Source organism: Roseovarius sp. EC-HK134, from assembly GCF_902498815.1.
In the GTDB taxonomy this organism is placed as follows: Bacteria; Pseudomonadota; Alphaproteobacteria; order Rhodobacterales; family Rhodobacteraceae; genus Roseovarius; species Roseovarius mucosus_A.
The window spans coordinates 3,062,581-3,081,321 of the sequence record NZ_LR701544.1; the positions used below are offsets into that span (position 1 = coordinate 3,062,581).

An 18,741-nucleotide genomic window follows, 5' to 3' on the forward strand; every position below is an offset into this window, starting at 1 on the left:
GGCGCCATACCTTACGCGACTGGTCTGGGGGCGCAAGCGAAACACGAAGCCCCGGACGATGGGTCCGGGGCTGTGCATTTGGTTAAGGCGGGCAGGGTTACTTGGGGCCCGGTCCGATCACCATGATCATCTGGCGACCTTCCATCTTGGGCATGTTCTCGACCCGGCCTACCTCTTTGATGTCATCGGCGATGCGTTCAAGAAGTTGGCGGCCCAAGTCCTGATGCGCCATTTCGCGACCACGGAAGCGCAAGGTGATCTTTACCTTGTCGCCGCCTTGCAGGAATTTCACGACGCTGCGCATCTTGACGTCATAGTCATGCGTGTCAGTGCCGGGGCGGAACTTGATTTCCTTGATCTCGATGATGTGCTGCTTCTTGCGGGCCTCGGCCTCACGCTTTTGCTGCTCATACTTGTATTTCCCGAAATCCATGATCTTGCAGACCGGCGGCGTGGCGCTTGGCGAGATTTCGACCAAATCAAGTCCTGCCTCTTCGGCCATTTCAAGCGCACGTTGTGGGGTTATGAGCCCGACGTTTTCGCCATCTGCGCCGATCAGGCGAATTTCATCACAGCGAATGCGGTCATTGATACGGGGGCCGGTTTCGCGCGTAGGGGGCGCGTTGTGGGGTCTGCGGGCTATGGCTTTGTTCCTTCGATTGTTGTTCGGGTCGGTTGAATTTGACGCTGCAAGGTAAACGCGGTGCGCCGCGCTTTCAAGCTGCAAATAGGCTGATCTGAGCCGAAAGCCGGTCAATTCCCCCTTGCGCCTTTCCTTTTGTGTCTACATTTGGGAGGGAGTTAGCAAAGGACCGCGCGACAAGCGTGCGGGCCAGACAGTTTTGGGGAGATGGTTATGAAAAACCTGATTTGGATTCTCGTGGCGGCGGTTGTGCTGGGGGGGGGCTATCTGCTCTTTTCCGGCAAGTCCGTGGAAGAGGTTGTCGAGAGCGTGAGCCCGACCGAGACCGAAGTCGAAGCGCCGGCCGCGTTGGAAGATGCGGCAACGGCAGTTGGTGACGCGGCAGAGGCCGTGGCGGACACCGCAGCCGAGGCGGTCGAGGCCACGCAAGAGGCTGCTGAGACAGCCGTTGAGGCTGTGAGCGATACGGCAGCCGCCGCAGGCGATGCCGCAGCAGAGGCGGTTGAGAGCGCGACAGAGGCTGTGACAGAGACCGCGACCGAGGCATCCGAGGCCGCAGGAACCGCAGTAGACGCCACGACCGAGACTGCGACCGAGGCAGCGGACGCAGCGCAGGAGACTGCCGCAGAGGCGGTTGAGGGCGCGCAGGACACGGCCACCGAGGCCGCGGACACCGCGACCGACGCAGCCACGGCTGCAACCGAGACCGCGACTGAGGCCGCGGACGCAGCACAGGAGACGGCCACAGAGGCGGTTGAGGGCGCGCAGGATACGGCCACCGAGGCCGCAGCGGATGCGGTTTCGGCAGCGGTTGATCAGCCTGCGACGGCGGCAGAAGTGGCCCCGGAGGCGCTGACGGTTGAGGGTTTTGACCTGGCCACGGTTCAGACGCTGATTGAAGGCTCTGACGTCGGTGCGTTGCAAAAGACGATGCTGCTGGAAGGCGTTAAGGCGGCGCAGGACAATCCTGAACTGCTCAAAGCGGCCCTTGAAGCGGCGCGTGCGGCGCTCGGCTACTGAGCAATGATATTACATGAAGAAGCCCGCGCAAGGTGTTGGCCCTGCGCGGGTTTTTTATGTTTGACGTTTGGGTTTAGTCGAGGAACGCTTTTTCCACGACATATTCCTTGGGGTCGGAGTTGGCCCCCTCGCGCAGCCCGTAGCCCTCGAGCATGTCCTTGATCTCGAGGTTGAAGGCCAGGTTGCCGCAGACCATGGCGCGGTCGGTCTCTGGGCTGAGCGGGGCCACACCCAGATCAGCAAAGACCTCGCCCGAGCGCATGAGGTCGGTGATCCGGCCCATCTTGGGGCTCTCCTCGCGCGTGGTGGTGGGATAATAGCGCAGCTTGTCGGCAAAGCCTTCGCCGATCAGTTCGGCCAGCATTTCGTCGTTGCGAATGCTCTCGATCAGATCCGCGCCATATTGCAATTCGCCCACTTCGCGGCAGGTGTGGGTGATGATGACCTCGTCATAATCGCTATAGGTCTGCGGGTCGCGCAGAAGCGAGGCAAAAGGCGCAAAGCCGGTGCCGGTGGCAAAGAACCAGATCCGCTTGCCGGGCAAGAGCGCGTCATGCACCAGCGTGCCCACGGGTTTGGGGCGAAGGATGATTTCATCGCCCACTTCGATGTGCTGGAGGCGCGAGGTGAGCGGGCCGTCCTGCACCTTGATCGAGTAGAATTCCAGCTCGTCATCCCAAGAGGGCGAGGCGATGGAATAGGCGCGCAGGAGCGGTTTTTCCTTGCCGGTTTTCTCATCCGTTTGCATGAGGCCGATCATCACGAATTCGCCCGAGCGAAAGCGCAAGCTGGCGGGCCGCGTCACGCGGAACGAAAACAGCCGGTCGGTCCAGTGTTTCACCTCTGTCACGATCTGCGCATCGGGGATCGCAAGGGTTTTGGGCGCTTTCGCGGTCGCTTGGGTCACGGCGGTCATCTCGTTCATGGTGTCATCTGCCGGTCGTTTAAACCGACATCCTTTTCTAATCTTTGATTCAGGTCAGGTGAAAGGGCTAATCAGCCGCGCAGCCGCGCCTGATAGTCATGCGCCTGCCAATCCGCGCGAAAAAGCCAATCTGCCTCGGGCTGACGGGAGGCGAGGGTATCGGAAATCTCGACCTCGTCGAAACCCGACCGCCGCGCCATGGCGTATTGATCGGCGATGACATGGCCGCGCGCGCGCAAGCGCCCGGTATAGCCCATGAGCCGCAGTTGACGCGCGATGGAATAGCCGCGCCCGTCAGCAGCCGCGGGGAAATCGACGCGAATGAAGGTGATACCCTCGAGCCGCCCGGCGAGCGTAGCGGGGTTGGCGTCATTGGGCAGATCGAGCGCTGTCGTCTCGGCACCCGCCTCGGCCAGGGGTGTGATCGGGGCGGTCCAGTCGTCGGGCGCAAAGCCCCGGTCGGTGATGATGACAGTCATGCGGATACTCCTTTTCGCACCATCTTGCCGTTGACAAAATGGATGCCACATTCGGTTTTGTCCTGATCGCGCCAGCGGCCGGATCGGGGATCTTCGCCCGGTGCAACGGGTGTTGTGCAGGGCATGCAGCCGATGGACGGATAGCCGCGCGCGACCAGCGGATGCCGGGGCAGGCGGTTTTCGTCCATATAGGTGCGGATATCTTCGGGTGCCCAATGGGCAAGTGGATTGACCTTGATGCGCCCGGTCTCGTCCTCGACCTCGAAGAAATCGAGCGCGGCACGGGTGCCGGATTGATAGCGTTTGCGCCCGGTGATCCAGCCATCAAAGCCTGTGAGCGCGCGTTGCAGCGGCGCGGATTTGCGCAGGGCGCAGCAGGCATTGGTATCGCGTTGATGAAGGGTCGCATCGGGGTCTTGGGCTCTCAGATCGCCCGCGTCCGCGCGAATGATGCGCAGGCCACTGAGGTTAAGCCGCTCTGCCAATTCCTGTTGATAGACAAGCGTTTCGGCAAAGAGCATTTCGGTGTCGATGAAAATCACCGGCGTGTCGCGACGGGTGACCGAGACCATGTGCAAGAGCACGACGGATTCCGCGCCAAAGCTTGAGACAAGCGCCAGCTTGCCCGCTTGTGGATCGCGCAACGCATGCTCGAGCACCGACACCGCCGAATGATGGCGGTATCGGTCGTTGAGCGCGTGAACCCGTGTGGTCAGGTCACTCTGCGGCATGGGCGCGGGCCTCTGCATCGTAGAGCGCGGATTTGAAGGGGGCCATCCCGAGACGATTATAGGCCTCGAGGAAGGTCTCTTCCGGTCCTTCGCGCAGGTCGAGATAGGCAAAGATCAGACGCTCGATGGCGGGCACAATTTCGTCATAGGCAAAGCCCGGCCCGGTGCGGGTGCCGATGGCCGTGTTTTCCGACGCATCGCCGCCAAGGGTGATCTGGTAGTTTTCAACGCCCGCACGGTCGAGGCCAAGAATGCCGATATGGCCCACATGGTGATGCCCGCAGGCGTTGATGCAGCCCGAGATCTTGATCTGAAGGTGGCCCACCTCATGCTCGATCTTGAGCTCTTCGAGGCGGGTGGCGATGCCTTGGGCCACGGGGATCGAGCGGGCGGTTGCCAGCGCGCAATAATCCATGCCAGGGCAGGCGATGATATCCGAGGCAAGGCCGATGTTCGCCGTCGCCAGCCCGACAGCTTTCAGGGCCGCATGCACTGCGGGAATGTCGGCCAAGGCCACATGCGGCAGAACAAGGTTCTGCGCGTGGGTGGCGCGGATGTCGTTATGGCCGTATTTTTCCGCCAGATCGGCAACGAGACGCATTTGGTCGGCGGAGGCGTCGCCCGGTGTTTGCCCATGCGCCTTGAGGCTAATGGTGACGATGCCGTGATCGGCGTGTTTGTGCGCTGTCACATTGGTATCGGCCCAGGCGCGGAACACCGGATCGGCATCGCGGGCGGCGTAATAGGGGGCGGCATCCCGTTCTGAGAGGGTGGGCGTGACAAAGGCCGCGTTGATCCGCGCCAGCCAGTCCTGATCGACGCCAGAGAAGGCGGCGCGGCGGCGGGGGAATTCCTCCTCGACCAGGGCGCGGATCTCATCAAGGCCGTTCTCGTGCACGGTGATCTTGATACGCGCCTTGTATTTGTTGTCACGCCGTCCGATGCGGTTGTAGGTCGCCAGCACCGATTCCAGATAGGGCAGCAAATCTGCGCGCGGCAGGAAATCGCGCAGCAGTTTGGCCACCATCGGCGTGCGGCCCATGCCACCACCAACCCAGACCTCAAAGCCGCGCGCGCCATCACGCTCGACGATCTTGAGGCCGATGTCATGGCTCTTCATCACGGCGCGGTCGCTGTCAGAGGCGATGACGGCAATCTTGAACTTGCGCGGCAGGAATTGGAATTCAGGATGGTCGGTGGACCATTGCCGGACAAGTTCGGCCACCGGGCGCGGATCTTCGATTTCATCCGCAGCGGCGCCTGCGAAATGGTCGGAGGTCACGTTACGGATGGTGTTGCCAGAGGTTTGGATGGCGTGCATCCCCACCTCTGCCAGAGCATCGAGCATATCGGGGATATCGCTGAGCTTTGGCCAGTTATATTGAATGTTGGTGCGGGTGGTGAAATGGCCATAGCCCTTGTCCCACCGCTCTGCCAGATAGGCCAGTTGGCGCAGCTTGGCCGGATCAAGCGAGCCATAGGGGATCGCCACGCGCAGCATATAGGCGTGCAGTTGCAGGTAGAGCCCGTTCATCAGGCGCAGGGGGCGAAATTCATCCTCGGTCAGGTTGCCGGCAACGCGGCGGTCCACCTGCGCGCGGAATTGGCGGTTACGCTCTGCGATAAAAGCGGTGTCGAAGTCGTTGTATTGATACATTTTCTGGGTTCCTTACCTTGGGAGGTCCCGGGTCAAGCCCGGGACAGTCCTTCGGATTGCTTGCCGTGAAAGAGGTTCGAGGGGCCCTTGCGGCGGAAATCCTCGCGGAAATGGGTGGGTTCGGGGCCGTTCGGGCCATGTTTGACATCGGCGAGATAGGCCCCGACGATTTCGCCTGCGCGTGCTTGTGCTTGCAGCAAACGATAGTCGGCATCGGCCTCGTCGGTCAGCACCTCGGCCTGAGCCAGATCGCGCGCCCATGTGTCGGCGGCGGTGAGATAGACGACATCGCCCTCGATCAGGGCGTTGGCGGTGACGACCTTGGGGGTGAATTCTTGGGCCATGTCAGGCAAGCTCCTGTTGGGATTGGGCAATTTGGGCCTCTGCCGCGCGGGGCGTGAGACCGAGAAAGGTGAGGGCGGGGCCGGTGATCGCGGCCTCTGCGAGATCCGTGGGCAAGCGATCCAGCGTTGTGGCAAGGATGCGTTGATCGGGGCGGCTGGCATTCTCGATTACAGTCACGGGCGTGGCGCGGTCGGCCCCGTGCATGATCAGGCGGCCTTGGATGAAGCGGGCAGATTTCTTGCCCATGTAGATCGCGGCCACCTCGCCCGGACGGGCGAGCGCGGACCAATCGTGATCGGCAAAGCCCTTCATGTCATGGCCGGTGAGAAACCGCACCGAGGCGTTGCGGCCACGTTGCGTGAGGCTTTGACCGATGCTGGCGACCGAGGCGGAGGCGGCGGTGATGCCGGGCACCACATGCCACGCGATGCCAGCGGCGGTCACGGCCTCAATTTCCTCGTCCAAGCGACCAAAGACGGTGGGATCGCCACCCTTGAGGCGCACCACTTGCGCGCCAGTGGCGGCATGTTCGACGATAAGGGCGTTGATCGCGTCTTGTGACATGGAGGCCCCAAAGCCCTCTTTCCCGGCGTCAATCAAGATTGCCTCGCGGCGGGCGAGTTCGAGGATGGCGGGCGTTACCAGACGGTCGTGGATCACCACATCGGCGGTATCGAGCGCCTTGCGCGCCTTAAGGGTCAGAAGATCCGGATCGCCGGGACCGGCCCCGACAAAGGCGACGTGGCCGTCACGCTCTTGCGCGTTCAGGTGCTGATCAAGGATTGCGTGGAGCGTGGTTTTGACCTGCTCTTCGCCGCCCTGATCCATCGCGCGGGGGCCTGCGTTGAAATAGTAATCGGCCCAGAACTCGCGGCGGCGGCGGCCCATGGGCAGCACATCGGCAGCCTTGCGAAAGGCCTTGCCCAACCGGGCAAGAGGGCCAAGCGTGGCGGGCAGGCGCGCCTCGAGATCGGCCTTGATGGCGCGGGCCAGCACCGGTGCGGCACCTTCTGTGCCAATCGCCACGGTCACCGGATCGCGATCGACGATGGCGGGGGTGATGAATTGGCTATCCTCGAGGTTGTCCACGATATTGACGAGTGCCCCGTCCGCCCGCGCGATGGCCGATGTGCGGGCATCCTCGGCGGTATCCTCATCGGCGGCATAGAACAGGACAGCGCAAAGGGCATCACCGGGCTGCATGGCGCGCTGCTGCAGGCGCAGGCGGCCTGCGGCGGCCCATTGCACGATTTCGGGCGCAGGTTCGGGCGCGAAGACGGTCACATGCGCCTCGGTCTTGAGCAGGAGGCGCAGTTTCGCCAGAGCGGCCTCGCCGCCACCGGAAAGCACGATACGACGTCCCTCGACGGCGACAAAGATCGGGAAATGTTTCATCGGGCGGGCCTCGGGGAACGGTTTGACTCTGCGGTTAATATAGGAAATATTCCCGGTTAAGCGCCATATGCTGGGCGGAATAAGGAAGTTTGTTCCAATTGCAGCGCAGGTCAGTTGGAATGTTTCGGCAAAAGGAAGAATTTGGAATGGCTGTTCGTCTCGATGATCTGGATCGGAAAATCCTCGTGCAGCTGCAGGAGGATGGCGGGCAGTCGCTGGATGATATCGCCAAGAACGTCGGCAGTTCCAAGACGCCCGTCTGGAACCGGATTCGCAAAATGCGTGAGGCTGGGGTGATCCGGCAGCAGACCTATTTGCTGGATCCTGAGTCGCTGGGGTTCGAGGCGTGTTTTTTCGTGCTGATCCGCACGTCAGAGCATGACGCGGGTTGGCAGGCGGCATTCCTCAGGGCGCTGAAGGCGCGGCCCGAAGTGCAGGAGGCGCACCGGCTGGCGGGGGATATCGACTATATCCTCAAGGTTCGGGTGGCCAATGCGCGGGCGTATGACGTGTTTTATCAAGCGCTGATTTCAGAGGTGAAGGTGCATAATGTGACAGCGCTCTTGTCGATGGAAGAGATCAAATCAACCACGATGCTGCCGCTCTGAGCGGGGAATGGGGGCGCTGCCCCCGGCCGCCTGCGGCGGCCACCCCCGGAGTATTTTTGCCAAAAAGAAGCGGGATCAGGCCTGTTCAAGCGCGGTGATGATCGGCGAAAACTCGGCAGTGGTCAGGCTTGCGCCGCCCACAAGCGCGCCATCGACATCGGCCAGTGCGAAAATCTCGGGGGCGTTGGCGGGCTTAACGGAGCCGCCATAGAGCAGGCGGATGCCTTGGGCGGCTTCTGCCCCAAAGCGCGCGGTAAGTTCTGCGCGCAGGAAGCGATGCACCTCGGAGATTTGTGCAGGGCTGGGGGTGAGGCCGGTGCCGATGGCCCAGATCGGTTCATAGGCGATGACGGTATTGGCCGCAGTCGCGCTGTCGGGCAGGGAGTGGCGCAGGTGCTCGGCGATGACATCGAGAGTTTGTGCCGCCTCACGTTCGGCCAAGGATTCGCCGACGCAGATGAGTGCCGTGAGATGGGCGGCATGGGCGGCGGTGGCCTTGGCGGCGACAAGGGCGCTCGACTCGGCATGATCCTGACGGCGTTCGGAATGGCCCAAGATGACCGCTACGGCCCCGGCATCGGCCAGCATCGGTGCGGAAACATCGCCGGTATGCGCGCCGGAGGCGGCGGCGTGGCAGTCTTGTGCGCCGATCATCAGGGGGCTGTCGGCACTGAGCCCTGCGGCCTGCACAATGAGAGTGGCGGGTGGGCAGATCAGGATGTCAACTTGGGGTGTGGGATGGGCGGCGATGAGAGCTTGCAATTCCGTCAGGCTAGCATTGATGCCGTTCATCTTCCAATTGCCGGCGGCAAGCTTGCGTCTCATACGTGCACTGTCCATTTATTACAAAGACTTGTGAGGCGAAGCTCACATATTGGCGAATTTGATCGACTCGCCGCAGCCACAGGCCTCTGTCACGTTGGGATTGTTGAAGACAAAGCCGGATTCAAGGAGCGATGTCTTGTAGTCAATCTCGGTGCCGAAGAGGAACATCTGGGCCATAGGGGCAATGAGAACGCGCGCCCCGTCCTGTTCGATCACCTCGTCATGGGGATCAATCTCGGTCACGTAGTCCATGGTGTATTCCATACCGGCACAGCCGCCCTTTTTTACCCCGATCCGCAGCCCTTGATGACCGTCGCGCTGCATCAGGCGGGTGATCTGGGTCACGGCGGCCGGGGTTATGGAGACGGGCGGTTTTCCGGGTATGCCAAACATGAGGTCAGCCTTCCAGTCGATTGATTTCGTTACATGAACCCGAGTTCAAGGCGGGCTTCATCGCTCATCATATCCATACCCCAGGGCGGTTCCCAAACGAGGTTTACATCCACCTGTTTGATACCTGCCAAGGGTTCGATCGCGTCGGCCACCCAACCGGGCATTTCGCCTGCCACGGGACAGCCGGGGGCCGTCAGGGTCATGGTGATCGAGACCGTGTTTTCGGCATCTATATCAATAGTATAGATGAGGCCAAGATCGTAGATATTGACCGGAATTTCCGGGTCATAAACGGTGCGGCAGGCCTCGACCACCTGTTCGAAGAGCGGGTGATCGGTGCTGGAGGGCGCGATCAGGGGGGCGCCTTCGAGCGGCTCTGAACTGTTCATCATGATCGTATCCTGCGGTTATCCTGAGCAAACATATAGGGTTTATCGAGGCCCGCGTCCAGAGGGGGACGTCAGCGGGCACCACGCAGCTTAGTCCGTGCCAGATTTGCGTCGACGTACCGGGACCGGGCGCACGCGGGTCTCGATCATTTCGTAAAGCGCGCCGGTGATGTTTTTGCCGCTGGCCCCTTCGATCCCCTCAAAGCCGGGGGAGGAGTTGACCTCGAGCACTTTGGGGCCGCTGTCGGAGCGCAAAAGGTCTACGCCCGCCATGTTGAGATCAAACACACGGGCGGCGCGGATGGCGGTATCGCGCTCGGCCTTGGTGATGCGGATGGTCTTGGCGGTGCCGCCACGGTGCAGGTTGGAGCGGAAATCGCCCTCTGCCCCGGTGCGTTTCATCGAGGCCACGACCTTGCCGCCGACAACAAGGCAGCGGATGTCTTCGCCCGCCGCTTCCTTGACGAAATCCTGTACGAGAAAATTGGCCTTGAGCCCGCGAAAGGCGTCGATCACCGACTCGGCGGCCTTTTTGGTCTCGGCCAGAACCACGCCTTTGCCTTGGGTTGATTCGAGCAGTTTGACGATCAGGGGGGCTGTGCCGACAAGGCCCATGAGATTGCCGGTGTCCTTGGGCGAGGCGGCGAAGGCGGTGTTGGGCATGCCCACCTGTGCGCGCGCCATCAGTTGATGGGCGTAGAGTTTATCGCGGCTGGAAATGATGCCCGCCGAGGGATTGACGCAAAAGGTGCCAATGGTTTCGAACTGGCGGATCACGGCGGCCCCGTAGGCGGTGATGGACGCGCCGATCCGCGGGATCACCGCGTCATAGCGGGGCAGGCGTTTGCCATCGTAATGCACTTCGGGGGCGAGCGCGTTGATCGCCATGTAACAGCGGGTGGTGTCGATCACCTCGACGGTGTGACCGCGCGCCTCGCCTTCCTCGACGATGCGGCGGGTGGAATAATTATCCTCGCGGCTGAGCACGGCGATGCGCAGGGCGCGTTTCGGCTGTGCGGTGCGGACGCGGGCGGTGTGATAGACATCATAGCTGAGTTCGGGTTGCAGAAAGCGGTCTGTGGCGACGATGGAAATATGATCCTTGAGCGCCTGACGGCCCAAGAGCATGCGGCTTGTCATGCTGGAGCGATTGGTCAACGTGATCTCAATCGGCCATGTATCGCCGCCGACCGAGAGCTTGGAGGCGATCACATAGCGCAATTCCCGCTCGCCATTCGACGAGGTCACATCGCGCCGGTCGATGATCGGGGCGGAGCAGGGGATGATCAGATCATCACGGCCGGGAATCGGATGCACGGTAAAGCGCACCTTGGGGCGCGAGGCGGGACCGAAGGTTTCGATGTCAAAGGCATGCAGCGCCGAGGTGCGCGCGCCGGTGTCGACCTTGGCCTTGATCGCGGGGACGCCAAGATCAGGCAGGCTGACCCATTCCTCCCAGCCGAACTGGAGAGGCTGGGGGCTGTCGGGGGTATCGGTCATCGGGCGTGTCCTGTTGCGTTGAGTCGCGGCGGGGGCGCGCGTGCCGCCTCTCTACTTGGGATGGACCTGAGGATGCAAGGAATGGGGGGGCAGGTTACTTGTTGATATCTTCGCGGATCACGCGGCTTTGGTCATCGGGAGCGCGAAAGAGCCGCCGCAGGATTACCCAGGCGGCCAAGGAGAGAAGCGTAAAGAGGGCGAGAAGCGCCGTGAGGCCAAGATTAAGCGGCAAGAGCACCAGCAGCGCCACGAGGGCAGCCCCAATGGCGAAGCCCAGAAAGATGAAACCGGGCACGAGGATTTCGAGGATGGCCAGCCCAAGGGCTGCCGCAAGCCAGACCCACCAGAGATGCCACAGGACCGTTTCCATCAGCTGCGTCCCTTGAGCATGTTGAAGGCATTGCCAAACGCCTCGAGCGCGTGGGCGGGCACGAGAATGGTGTTGGACGAGGGGCTGTTGCCAAGGGTGTTGAGCGCCTCGACCTGTTTCAGCGCCACTTGATATTGCGCGGCCTCCAGCCCATTGGCGGCGATGGCGGCGGCGACCACGCCGGTGGCATAGGCCTCGGCGTCGGCCTCGATGCGGCGGGCCTTGGCGGCCTGTTCGGCGGCGTAAAGTTCGGCATCGGCCTGAAGTTCGACGGCACGTTTATGCCCCTCGGCCTCGGTCACCTGCGCGCGGCGGGCGCGTTCGGCGTTGAGCTGTTGCAGCATCGCGGCGCGGGTGGCCTGATCAAGATTGACATCGAGAATTTCGGCGCGGGTCACTTCGATGCCCCAGTCATCGACGGCGTTTTCAACCAGCGATTTGATCGTGGTGATCAGTTGAGTGCGGTTGGATTGCACCTCGTCTAGGTCCATCTTGCCGATTTCGGCGCGCACGATGCCGGCCACGGTGGTGGCAATCGCGCCATCCACCTCGCGGATGCGGTAGACGGTCTTTTCCGGGTAGAGGATGCGGTAGAACACCGAGGTTTCGACCTGCAAAAGCACGTTGTCGCGGGTGATGGCATCCTGGCTTGCGTTGGGCAATTGCCGCTCAAGGATCGAAATCTTGTGCCGCACCACATCGAGAAAGGGCACGATCAGGTTGATGCCGGGGCCAAGCACCTTGTGCAGTTTGCCAAAGCGTTCGACGACATATTGCTCTGACTGGGGCACGATCTTGACCCCGCGGAAGATTATGATGATCCCCAAAAGCGCAATCAGGAGCCAGACGACATTTGTGGAAATCAGGTTCAGGATCATGTCTTCGGTCATGGGAACTCTCACACTGGGGCGGCCAAGACGGCATTTTACAAGGCAGGGTAAACCGCTTTAAAGGAGGGCAAAAGGGCTAAAGCGATAGGAATTGACGGCATGCGGTTCGGGTTCGAGAAACTGGCACAGGACGGCGCGGCGCGGGCAGGGGTGATCCGCACGCCGCGTGGTGACATCCGCACGCCAGCCTTCATGCCGGTGGGCACGGCGGCCACGGTCAAGGCGATGATGCCCGAAAGCGTGCGCGCTACGGGGGCGGATATCCTCTTGGGCAATACCTATCACCTGATGCTGCGGCCGGGGGCTGAGCGGATTGATCGCTTGGGCGGGTTGCATCGGTTCATGAACTGGGAGCGGCCGATCCTGACGGATTCGGGCGGATTTCAGGTGATGAGCCTTGCAGGGTTGCGCAAGCTGACCGAGCAGGGTGTGACCTTCAAGAGCCATATCGACGGGTCCAAGCATGAGCTGACGCCCGAGCGTTCGATGGAAATCCAGCGGTTGCTGGGGTCTGACATCGTGATGTGTTTTGACGAATGCCCCGCCTTGCCCGCGACCGATAAGGCGGTGGCCGAGAGTATGCGGCTGAGCATGCGGTGGGCGGCGCGCTCGAAAGAGGCGTTTGGCGACCGGCCCGGTCATGCGCTCTTCGGGATCATGCAGGGGGGTGTTACGCCCGAGTTGCGCGAAGAGAGTGCCGAGGCCCTGAAAGCCATTGGTTTTGACGGCTATGCCGTGGGCGGTCTGGCCGTGGGGGAGGGGCAAGAGGCGATGTTTGGCGTGCTTGACTATGCGCCGGGCTTTTTGCCGGAGGATCGCCCGCGCTACCTCATGGGGGTGGGCAAGCCCGATGACATCGTGGGGGCCGTGAAGCGTGGCATCGACATGATGGATTGTGTGCTGCCCAGCCGGTCGGGGCGCACCGGGCAGGTGTTTACCCGGCATGGTGTGGTCAATATCAAGAACGCGCGGCATCAGGATGATCCGAGGCCATTGGATGAGGCCTGCACCTGTCCGGCCTGTCGGAATTATTCCCGCGCCTATCTGCATCATGTGTTCCGGTCGCAGGAGATTATCAGCTCGATGCTGCTGACATGGCACAACCTGCATTATTTCCAACAGATCATGTCAGAGATGCGCGCAGCGATTGCCGAGGGGCAGTTTGAAGCGTGGGAGGCCGCGTTTCACGCAGGCCGCGCAGAGGGCGATATCGACCCGCTCTAAGCGCGCGCCTGTCAATGGCCGGGTTCTGTGCGGTGGTGCGGCAAGGCCTGTGGGATAGGGCGCAGCTGGCGGACTTGTGTGGCGGCAGCGGGGGCATAGGTTGAGTGCAAGCGTAAATCGCATGCACAAGGAGCATTCCCCATGAGCCACAAACTGTTTTCCGGCACCAAAGCTGGTGATCTTGATCTGTCCAACCGGGTTGTCATGGCCCCGCTGACACGCAACCGCGCCGATAATGACACGGGCGAGGTTGGTGCGCTGCATGTGGAACATTATGCGCAGCGCGCCGGGGCCGGGTTAATCATCACCGAGGCCGCGCAGATCAGCCCCGAGGGCAAGGGCTATGTCGGCACGCCGGGCATTTACAGCCCCGGGCAGGTTGCCGCGTGGAAAAAGGTGACAGAGGCGGTGCATGCCAAGGGGGGCAAGATCGTCATTCAGCTCTGGCATGTGGGGCGGATCAGCCATACGTCGCTGCAGCCCGATGCGCAGGCCCCGGTTGCGCCGGTGGCGGTGGCGGCCAAGGCACAGACCGTCACTACTGCCGGGTTCGAGGACACATCGACGCCGCGCGCCCTGCGCGCAGATGAGATGCCGCGGCTGGTAGCGGATTATGTCCATGCCGCCAAGGCCGCCAAGGAGGCCGGGTTTGACGGGATCGAATTGCATGCCGCCAATGGCTATTTGCTGGATCAGTTCCTGAAGGACGGGCCGAACACCCGCGAAGATGCCTATGGCGGATCGGTGGGCAATCGGGCGCGGTTGCTGTTTGAGGTATTGGACGGGCTGGAAACCGTCTGGGCACCGGGGGAAATCGGTATTCGCCTTTCGCCGTGGTCCGGGTTCAATGACGCGATGGACAGCGATCCTGATACCAGCTTTGGCTGGGTGGTCGAGCAGCTTAACCGGCGGGGTCTGGCCTATCTGCACCTGATCGAGGGCAGCACGGGTGGCGCACGTGACGGCGCGTTTGACGCGCTGCGGGCCAAATGGACCGGGGTTTACATGGCCAATAATGGCTATGACCGCGATCTGGCGCTGACGCGGGTGGCGACGGGCAAGGTTGATCTGGTGGCCTTCGGGCGGCCCTATATCGCCAATCCCGATCTGGCCGAGCGGCTAGAGCTGAATGCGCCGCTGAATGAGGGTGATCAGGCGACGTATTATGGCGGCGGGGCAGAGGGCTATACCGATTATCCGACGCTTGAGACCGTTTAAGGATCGTCTGACATGATATTTTGCGCGCGGCCTGTCGGGCTGCGCGCAAAGATGGCGCGATACGTGCAGGATCGCAGCAGGTGACGAGGGATAAGGGACTTGGACAGCGCAGGACGATTTGTGCCGGTCTGACCCTAAAGTTGTATAAAGCATGACCGTTTAGCCAAAGACGCAGGCGGTGTTGTCTGACCCTTCTGACCATGAAACATACTGCACGAGGTGGATATGCACGCCGACGCCGCACGGTCTGGCCCAAGGGCCGACAAAACACTTGTCGACCAAGAGGTTCCTTTTCGAGCAGATGAGCTGTTCTTTTCCCGCACCGACACGCGCGGGGTGATCCGGGCGTTCAACCCCGTGTTTGCCCGTGTCGGGGGCTACAGTGCCGAGGAACTGGTCTGCGCGCCGCACAAGCTGGTGCGGCATCCCGACATGCCCAAAGGTGTGTTCTGGTTGATGTGGGAAGGGTTGAAACGTGGCCATTCGGTTGGGGCCTATGTCAAGAACCGGGCCAAGGATGGGCGGTTCTATTGGGTGTTCGCCGTGGTTTCGCCGGTTGATGGCGGCTATTTGTCGGTGCGGTTGAAGCCGACGAGTGCGCTCTTCACGACTGTGAAAGAGGTATATGCCCGCGCCTTGGGCCGCGAGCGCGAGCGCAGTCTGACGCCTGAGCAAAGTGCAGCGGCCATTGAGGCCGATTTGATTGACGCGGGCTTTGCCAATTATGGCGTGTTTCAGATCGAGGCATTGCGCCGCGAACATGCGTCACGCGAGGGAGCGCGGAAACGCGCGGTCACGCCTGCCTTGGCTGCGTCTGGTCATCTTTTTGATGTCAAGCGCGAGATTGAGCAGGAATTACGGGTGCTTTGCGTTAATCTCAAAGAGGCTGAGCTGATCACCACCAATATGAAGATCCAAGCCTGCAAGCTCAAGTCTGACAGAGGGCCGATCAACGAGATTGCCAAGAATTACGAAATGATGATGCGCGATATTCGCAATCATCCGCGCGTGATCCAGACCCTGCGCGACGATCAGGGGACTTGGGATGTGGCCGACGAAGCAAAATCGGTGTTCATGATTGCCGTGGCCGATCTTATGGAGGAAATGGTGACGTTCTTTACCCAAGAAGCGGAGCGCGAAAACCATCTGGGTGCGACCGCCGAGATGGAGGTGGTCGCGGGCCTGCGGGATCGGTATCGGATCGAGGCGGATCGCGCCATGCAGGACGGCTATCGCGCAGTCCGGCAGTTGTCGGCGGATGCCGAGATGATCCGGCGCATGGTCACGGGGTTGGCGATGGTGCGGGTCGTGCTGCGTGTCGAGGCGGGTATTCTGCGCGAGCGCTTGTCGGGGCTGCAATCCATCTTGGGGCAGTTGGACCGCTTTCATGACGAGGTGAGTGCCGCGCTGGAGCGGGTGCAGGACGCGGTGACGTCGCTGATGCGCGACCGCAGTCTGGCGGCCTGAGACACCATGCAAAGCGGGGCCTAGGCTATGATGCGCCCTTGTGCCCGGTCTGATCTGAGGGCAATGTTTGCCGAATCTGTTGAAACCTGACGGGGTGCGCCCCAAGTTAGGACTAACGTAACGGAGAGGGCCGTGGTTGCCGCCGCGCGGGGCCGGTGCCCTCTTGCTAAAAACAGGAATACGAGCATGCAAGACACCCTTAACGCCTCTTATCCGGTCCTGCCGCTGCGGGATATCGTGGTGTTCCCGCATATGATCGTGCCGCTCTTTGTGGGGCGCGAGAAATCTGTGCGCGCCCTGGAAGAGGTCATGGCCGATGACAAGCAGATCCTGCTGTCGAGCCAGATTGATCCCGCCGATGACGATCCCGCCGAGTCCGGCATTTACCGCGTGGGCGTGCTGGCCAATGTGCTGCAACTGCTCAAGCTGCCCGATGGCACCGTCAAGGTGCTGGTCGAGGGCGTGGCGCGGGTGCGGATCACCGAGTATCTGGCCAATTCCGAATTCTTCGAGGCCAAGGCCGAGTATCTGAGCGAAATTCCCGGCGATGCGACCACGATCGCGGCGCTGTTGCGCACGGTCGGGGATGAATTCGCGCGTTATGCCAAGGTGAAAAAGAACATCCCCGACGAGGCGATGGCCGCTGTCACCGAGTCCGAAGAGCCGGCCAAGTTGGCGGATCTGGTAGCGGGTCATCTGGGGCTGGATGTGGGCCGCAAGCAGGAACTGCTTGAGACGTTGAGCGTGAGCGAACGTCTGGAGAAGGTTTACGGCCTCATGCAGGGCGAAATGAGCGTTCTTCAGGTCGAGAAGAAGATCAAAACGCGCGTCAAATCCCAGATGGAGCGCACGCAGCGCGAGTATTATCTGAATGAGCAAATGAAGGCCATTCAGAAGGAATTGGGGGATGGCGAGGATGGCGCGGGCGAGATTGCCGAGCTGGAAGAGCGCATCGCCAAGACCAAGCTGAGCAAGGAAGCCGCAGAAAAGGCCGAAGCCGAGCTGAAAAAGCTCAAAAGCATGAGCCCGATGAGCGCTGAGGCGACTGTGGTGCGCAACTATCTCGACTGGATGCTGAGCATTCCATGGGGTGTCAAAAGCCGCACCAAAAAGGACCTGCACAAGGCGCAGGATATCCTTGATGCCGATCACTATGGTCTGGACAAGGTCAAAGAGCGGATCGTCGAATATCTCGCGGTGCAGCAACGCAGCCAAAAGCTGAAGGGCCCGATCATGTGCCTTGTCGGCCCGCCGGGTGTGGGTAAGACCAGCCTTGGTAAATCCGTGGCGCGGGCGACGGGGCGCGAGTTCATCCGGATTTCTCTGGGTGGGGTGCGCGACGAGTCCGAGATCCGTGGCCATCGCCGGACCTATATCGGGTCGATGCCCGGCAAGATCATTCAGGCGTTGAAAAAGGCCAAGACCACCAATCCGCTGATCCTGCTCGATGAGATCGACAAGATGGGGCAGGATTTCCGGGGTGATCCGGCGTCGGCGATGCTTGAGGTGCTTGATCCCGAGCAGAACTCGACCTTTGTCGATCACTATCTTGAGGTGGAATACGACCTTTCGAACGTGATGTTCCTGACCACGGCCAATAGCTATAACATGCCGGGGCCTCTGCTCGACCGGATGGAGATCATTCCGCTGGCGGGCTATACTGAGGATGAAAAGCGCGAGATTGCCAAGCAACATCTGGTCGACAAGCAGGTCAAGAACAACGGCCTCAAGAAGGGTGAATTTGCGCTGACCGATGCGGCACTGACCGATGTGATCCGCTATTACACCCGCGAAGCCGGGGTTCGGAACCTTGAGCGTGAGATTGCCAAGCTGGCGCGCAAGGCGGTGACGCGGATCATCAAGGGGACGGACAAGGCGATCAAGATCACGCCTGAAAATCTTGATGATTTCCTTGGGGTGCGCAAATACAAGTTCGGTCTGGCCGAAGAGAGCGATCAGGTGGGTGTTGTCACCGGGCTGGCCTATACTTCTGTGGGCGGTGAGTTGCTGAATATCGAAGCGCTGCGCCTGCCGGGCAAGGGCCGGATGAAGACCACCGGCAAGCTGGGCGATGTCATGAAAGAGTCGATTGACGCTGCCTCAAGCTATGTCCGCTCTGTGGCACCTGATTTGGGGATCAAGCCGCCCAAGTTCGAGAAATGGGATATTCACGTCCATGTTCCCGAAGGCGCGACGCCCAAGGATGGCCCCTCGGCTGGCCTTGCGATGGTGACCTCCATCGTATCGGTGCTGACCGGCATTCCCATTCGCAAGGATATCGCCATGACTGGCGAGGTCACGCTGCGCGGCAATGCGCTGCCTATTGGTGGCCTGAAGGAAAAGCTGCTGGCGGCGTTGCGGGGCGGGATCAAGACGGTGCTCATTCCGCGTGAGAACGAAAAGGATCTGGCCGAGATCCCGGACAATGTGAAAGAGGGGCTGGATATTATCCCCGTCGATCACGTGCGTGACGTCCTGAAACTGGCGCTGGTGCGGGCACCGGAGCCTGTGGAATGGGACGAAGAGGCCGAAGAGGCCGCCGCTGCCGAGGCCGCGCTGAAATCCGGCGAAGAGGGCCGGGGGGCCGTGGCGCACTAAGCTGCGCAGGCCCTTTCCGATCTGACATGACAAAACGCCCCTAGCTCATCGCTTGGGGCGTTTT

The 18,741-nt window shown here is 61.4% G+C and carries 19 protein-coding genes; 6 read left to right on the plus strand and 13 right to left on the minus strand.

The annotated features are described in order from the left end of the window. Positions 1–97: 97 nt before the first annotated feature. Positions 98–643, minus strand: a complete 546-nt coding sequence (infC, locus tag GC127_RS18650) for a translation initiation factor IF-3 (protein ID WP_037297761.1) — start codon at positions 641–643, stop codon at positions 98–100. A gap of 213 nt (positions 644–856) precedes the next feature. On the opposite strand from infC, the gene GC127_RS18655 reads away from it, so the two are divergent. After that, positions 857–1,663 carry a translation initiation factor 3 gene (locus GC127_RS18655; RefSeq protein WP_254700189.1) on the plus strand — a complete coding sequence of 269 codons (807 nt, stop codon included), beginning with the start codon at positions 857–859 and terminating at the stop codon, positions 1,661–1,663. A 73-nt stretch (positions 1,664–1,736) separates the two neighbouring features. Here GC127_RS18655 and GC127_RS18660 read toward each other — a convergent pair whose 3' ends face one another. From GC127_RS18660 to cysG, 6 genes are all read right to left on the minus strand, one after another. Further along, on the minus strand, positions 1,737–2,588 hold the full coding sequence (locus GC127_RS18660; RefSeq protein WP_081506280.1) for a ferredoxin--NADP reductase: 852 nt from the start codon (positions 2,586–2,588) through the stop codon (positions 1,737–1,739). Between the two features lie 71 nt (positions 2,589–2,659). Continuing rightward, a complete protein-coding gene (locus tag GC127_RS18665; RefSeq protein WP_151979349.1) occupies positions 2,660–3,067 on the minus strand; it encodes a DUF934 domain-containing protein in 408 nt (135 codons plus the stop codon). Then, positions 3,064–3,798 carry a phosphoadenylyl-sulfate reductase gene (locus GC127_RS18670; RefSeq protein WP_008281156.1) on the minus strand — a complete coding sequence of 245 codons (735 nt, stop codon included), beginning with the start codon at positions 3,796–3,798 and terminating at the stop codon, positions 3,064–3,066. The genes GC127_RS18665 and GC127_RS18670 overlap by 4 nt, the downstream gene beginning before the upstream one ends. Further along, positions 3,785–5,455 (minus strand): nitrite/sulfite reductase, encoded by a 1,671-nt coding sequence (locus GC127_RS18675; RefSeq protein ID WP_151979350.1) that lies wholly within the window; start codon positions 5,453–5,455, stop codon positions 3,785–3,787. The genes GC127_RS18670 and GC127_RS18675 overlap by 14 nt, the downstream gene beginning before the upstream one ends. Before the next feature lie 32 nt (positions 5,456–5,487). Then, the gene (locus GC127_RS18680) at positions 5,488–5,799 is read right to left on the minus strand and encodes a DUF2849 domain-containing protein (RefSeq protein WP_008281154.1); all 312 of its coding nucleotides are present in this window, start codon (positions 5,797–5,799) and stop codon (positions 5,488–5,490) included. Between the two features lies 1 nt (position 5,800). After that, positions 5,801–7,195 carry a siroheme synthase CysG gene (cysG, locus tag GC127_RS18685; protein ID WP_151979351.1) on the minus strand — a complete coding sequence of 465 codons (1,395 nt, stop codon included), beginning with the start codon at positions 7,193–7,195 and terminating at the stop codon, positions 5,801–5,803. A 146-nt stretch (positions 7,196–7,341) separates the two neighbouring features. On the opposite strand from cysG, the gene GC127_RS18690 reads away from it, so the two are divergent. Then, positions 7,342–7,803 carry an Lrp/AsnC family transcriptional regulator gene (locus tag GC127_RS18690; RefSeq protein ID WP_037297758.1) on the plus strand — a complete coding sequence of 154 codons (462 nt, stop codon included), beginning with the start codon at positions 7,342–7,344 and terminating at the stop codon, positions 7,801–7,803. A 75-nt stretch (positions 7,804–7,878) separates the two neighbouring features. Here GC127_RS18690 and tpiA read toward each other — a convergent pair whose 3' ends face one another. The 6 genes from tpiA to GC127_RS18720 all read right to left on the minus strand — a co-directional run bounded on the left by tpiA (position 7,879) and on the right by GC127_RS18720 (position 12,170). Continuing rightward, positions 7,879–8,628: a triose-phosphate isomerase gene (tpiA, locus tag GC127_RS18695; RefSeq protein ID WP_151979352.1), complete on the minus strand. Its 750-nt coding sequence runs from the start codon at positions 8,626–8,628 to the stop codon at positions 7,879–7,881. 42 nt (positions 8,629–8,670) lie between these two features. Beyond that, positions 8,671–9,021 (minus strand): iron-sulfur cluster assembly accessory protein, encoded by a 351-nt coding sequence (locus GC127_RS18700; RefSeq protein ID WP_008281150.1) that lies wholly within the window; start codon positions 9,019–9,021, stop codon positions 8,671–8,673. 29 nt (positions 9,022–9,050) lie between these two features. After that, complete coding sequence (locus GC127_RS18705; protein WP_008281149.1) at positions 9,051–9,413, minus strand: SUF system Fe-S cluster assembly protein; 363 nt, start codon at positions 9,411–9,413, stop codon at positions 9,051–9,053. Between the two features lie 87 nt (positions 9,414–9,500). Continuing rightward, on the minus strand, positions 9,501–10,910 hold the full coding sequence (gene rimK, locus GC127_RS18710; RefSeq protein WP_081506273.1) for a 30S ribosomal protein S6--L-glutamate ligase: 1,410 nt from the start codon (positions 10,908–10,910) through the stop codon (positions 9,501–9,503). A 94-nt stretch (positions 10,911–11,004) separates the two neighbouring features. Further along, complete coding sequence (locus tag GC127_RS18715) at positions 11,005–11,280, minus strand: hypothetical protein (protein WP_008281147.1); 276 nt, start codon at positions 11,278–11,280, stop codon at positions 11,005–11,007. Further along, the gene (locus GC127_RS18720) at positions 11,280–12,170 is read right to left on the minus strand and encodes an SPFH domain-containing protein (RefSeq protein ID WP_151979353.1); all 891 of its coding nucleotides are present in this window, start codon (positions 12,168–12,170) and stop codon (positions 11,280–11,282) included. Before GC127_RS18720 ends, GC127_RS18715 begins: the two co-directional genes overlap by 1 nt. 99 nt (positions 12,171–12,269) lie before the next feature. On the opposite strand from GC127_RS18720, the gene tgt reads away from it, so the two are divergent. The 4 genes from tgt to lon all read left to right on the plus strand — a co-directional run bounded on the left by tgt (position 12,270) and on the right by lon (position 18,677). Continuing rightward, a complete protein-coding gene (tgt, locus tag GC127_RS18725) occupies positions 12,270–13,394 on the plus strand; it encodes a tRNA guanosine(34) transglycosylase Tgt (protein WP_151979354.1) in 1,125 nt (374 codons plus the stop codon). A 141-nt stretch (positions 13,395–13,535) separates the two neighbouring features. Continuing rightward, positions 13,536–14,612, plus strand: coding sequence for an alkene reductase (locus tag GC127_RS18730; protein ID WP_151979355.1), 1,077 nt, complete (start codon positions 13,536–13,538; stop codon positions 14,610–14,612). 225 nt (positions 14,613–14,837) lie between these two features. Further along, on the plus strand, positions 14,838–16,079 hold the full coding sequence (locus GC127_RS18735; protein WP_151979356.1) for a PAS domain-containing protein: 1,242 nt from the start codon (positions 14,838–14,840) through the stop codon (positions 16,077–16,079). 186 nt (positions 16,080–16,265) lie between these two features. Beyond that, positions 16,266–18,677, plus strand: coding sequence for an endopeptidase La (gene lon / locus GC127_RS18740; RefSeq protein ID WP_151979357.1), 2,412 nt, complete (start codon positions 16,266–16,268; stop codon positions 18,675–18,677). The last annotated feature ends 64 nt before the right edge of the window (positions 18,678–18,741 follow it).